At 64.4% G+C, this 3,436-nt stretch carries 2 protein-coding genes; one reads left to right on the top strand and one right to left on the bottom strand.

The genetic code is table 11. The features are described from left to right. Positions 1-89 precede the first annotated feature (89 nt). A complete protein-coding gene (locus tag AC1VAN_RS15660; RefSeq protein ID WP_480986148.1) occupies positions 90-1,559 on the bottom strand; it encodes a peptidoglycan DD-metalloendopeptidase family protein in 1,470 nt (489 codons plus the stop codon). 167 nt (positions 1,560-1,726) lie between these two features. Here AC1VAN_RS15660 and tyrS point away from each other — a divergent pair, with 167 nt between their 5' ends. After that, positions 1,727-2,935, top strand: a complete 1,209-nt coding sequence (gene tyrS / locus AC1VAN_RS15655) for a tyrosine--tRNA ligase (protein ID WP_032977018.1) — start codon at positions 1,727-1,729, stop codon at positions 2,933-2,935. Positions 2,936-3,436 lie beyond the last annotated feature (501 nt).

Genomic DNA, 3,436 nt, shown 5'->3' with positions numbered 1-3,436 from the left:
GGGACGGATCGGCAGTGGTGTTCATGGCGGGCATAAAAAAAGGACACGGCAAGCTTGTGCTGCCGTGTCCTCCTTCGTCAACGCAGGGCTCAGCCGCGCTTGCGGCCTGCCGGCGCCTTGTCCTTGGCGCTGGCCACCTCGGTGCTCGCGCTTTCGGCGGCCGGCGCGGGGCTGGCGTCGGCGTAGATCAGCTTCTCCATGCCCTGGATGCGGGCCATCGCCGGCGCGGTCTGCGCCCGGAAGGCCACCAGCTCGGCGCCCTTCAGCGGCTCCGGCGGCGGCATGGTCACCGTCAGCGGGTTGCGGTGCTCGCCATTGACGCGGAATTCGTAGTGCAGGTGCGGGCCGGTCGCCAGGCCGGTCGAGCCGACGTAGCCGATCACCGTGCCCTGGGCCACGCGCTGGCCATTCTTGATCCCGGCAAAGCGCGACATATGGCCGTACAGGGTGGTGTGGCCACGGCCGTGGTCGAGGATCACCACGTTGCCATAACCGCGCTGCACGCCGACGAACTGCACCCGCGCATCGCCGGCGGCCATGATCGGGGTACCGGTGCGCGCGGCGTAGTCCACGCCCTTGTGCATGCGCATCTTGCCCAGCACCGGGTGTTTGCGCGCGCCGAAGGTCGAACTCAGCCGTGCGAACGGGATCGGCATGCGGATGAAGCTCTTCTTCAGCGAACGGCCGCTGATGTCGTAGTACTCGGACTTGCCGTTGCGGTCGAAGCGGAAGCCGGAATAGGTCTTGCCGCCGGTGGTGAAGGTCGCCGCCAGGATCTTGCTGGTATCGACCTTCTCGCCCTCGCGCCAGGTCTCATCCATCACCACGCTGAAGCGGTCGCCCGGCTGCAGGTCCTTGGAGAAGTCGATGTCGTACTTGAAGATGTCGTCGGTCATCGTCGCGATCGCCGACGGTGACAGTCCGGCGCGGCGCGCGGCCGCATACAGCGAACTGGTGATCTCGCCGCTGGTGACCACCGTGCGCGTGGATGTCTCGCGCTTGGTCACCGTTTCCTTGATGTCATCGCCGCTCAGGCTCAGTTCGACCCGGTTGTCGGCATCGCGGTCGAAGCGGATGCTGCGCAGGTCACCGGACAGCGGCATGTCGAAGGCGATCTCGGCACCCGGGCGCAGCTTGGTCAGCGATTCGCGCGCACCCGGATGGTCCAGCACCCGGTGCAGGGTCGTGGCGGAGATGCCGGCCTTGTCGAACAGGTCGCTCAGGGTCTGCCCGCGCTGCACCCGCAGCACCTGCCAGCTGTCGCCGGGGATCTGCTGCTGGCGGGCCATTGCCAACGGCGGCAACGGCAGTGCCAGGCTGGTGTKGCTGTCGGCGTAGGGCGCATCGATGGTGTGCGAGAAGCCCGGCACGATCGTGGCCACCAGCGCGCCAATGGTCACAAACAGGCTGGCGTGCATCCAATGACGCCGCGTCCAGCGCTCATTGAACGCAGCGGGAAGGTGTTGCCTCAGCTTCCGGTGCAGGGCGTTGTCGTGCAGGACGTGGAGTCGTTCCTGGAAGCGCTGCTTGCGAGCGCGGCCTTGATCGGAATTGAGCATCAGATGTCGGTCTCTGGCTGACCCGGGAACGCGGGCCCAAACGCCGGTAACATAGACACCTAACAAATTCGCGTCAAACCCTTGTGCCTATTGGCTTTTGTGAAGCCGATCGGGTTAACTTCGCTTTAACACCCCACATAAGAAACGGCGTTKCCGGGAGTAGTCACGTGTCCTCGATTGAAGAAGCCCTTGCCCTGATCGGCCGCGGTGCCGACGAGATCCTCAAGCTCGAGGATCTGCGCGCGCGCCTGCAGGAAGGCCGCCCGCTGCGCATCAAGGCCGGCTTCGACCCCACCGCGCCTGACCTGCACCTGGGCCACACGGTGCTGCTGAACAAGATGCGTCAGTTCCAGGACCTSGGCCACCAGGTSATTTTCCTGATCGGCGACTTCACCGGCATGATCGGCGACCCATCCGGCAAGAGCCTGACGCGCAAGCCGCTCAGCCGTGACGACGTGCTGGCCAACGCCCGTACCTACGAGGAACAGGTGTTCAAGGTGCTGGACCGCAGCCGCACCGAGGTCCGCTTCAATTCGGAGTGGTTCGGCAAGATGAGCGCGGCCGACATGATCCGCCTGGCCGGCCAGCACACCGTGGCACGCATGCTCGAGCGCGACGACTTCGCCAAGCGCTATGCCGCCCAGCAGTCCATCGCCATCCACGAATTCCTGTACCCGCTGGTGCAGGGCTACGACTCGGTGGCCCTGGAAGCGGACGTCGAGCTGGGCGGTACCGACCAGAAGTTCAACCTGCTGATGGGCCGTGGCCTGCAGGAACACCACGGCCAGAAGCCGCAGGTGGTGCTGACCATGCCGCTGCTGGAAGGCCTGGACGGCGTCAACAAGATGTCCAAGTCGCTGGGCAACTATATCGGCATCAGCGAGCCGGCCATCGACATCGTCACCAAGACCATGAAGGTCGATGATGCCCTGATGTGGCGTTGGATCGAGCTGCTGTCCTTCGATATCAGCCAGGCCGAAGCGGCCTCCCTGCGCGAGCAGATCGCCGCCGGCCTGAATCCGCGCGTGGTCAAGCTGCGCCTGGCCCGTGAACTGGCTACCCGATTCCACGATGCCGCAGCGGCAGAGCAGGCGATTGCCGGCTGGGAAGCTGCCGTTACCGGGCAGGGCGACATCACCCAGCTGCCGCTGCAGGATGTGGCCATCCCGGCCGAGGGCCTGCGCATCGCGGCCCTGCTGACCGCCGCCGGCCTGACCCCGAGCAACTCCGAGGCCAACCGCAAGCTCAAGGAGCGTGCGGTGAAGGTGGACGGTGAAGTGGTGGAAGACGGCCAACAGGTACTGCAGCCCGGCTTCGAGGGGCTGCTGCAGGTCGGCAAGCGCACCTTCGCCCGCGTGCGCCTGGTCGCTGCCTGACCGGAGGCAGGGGCCGGCGCAGCCGGCCCCTGCTTCTGCTCCTGCAGAGCGGCGCTGACGCTCTGCCGCTGTTTGCGGGGCCTGTGGCGGCGCCTTTGCATGAACGGATGCAACATCCGATGAAAAAAGTTGCCACACCCCCTTCACAAAGGCCGCGAATAGGGACATACTTTCCCTCCCCCGTCGCAGGGGTCGCCAACAAGGGGCTTCAGCGACACAAGGCACGCCACCACCGACGAACGAGATGATCGAACGAAAGGTGTTGACGGACTCGAAAAGTCCGGCATAATAGGCGGCTCGCTACGAAGGAAACTTCGCAGCACACGGGAACGGCGCTGAGGCCACTTCCCCGGATCTTTGAAAGTATGCGCAGGTATCTTGTGAAGGCGCCTGCAGGAAGGATGATTGTCCATCTTGCAGACGTTTGATCAAGCAACTATTAATTGTTTTAAAGCAAGCGATACGTTGCCAGAATCATTCATCTGCAGCTTTAAATTTTTG

This window comes from Stenotrophomonas sp. 05L44_2, from assembly GCF_056665995.1.
The sequence above is the reverse complement of the archived record's forward strand: the minus strand, read 5'-3'. Positions and strand labels throughout refer to the sequence as shown.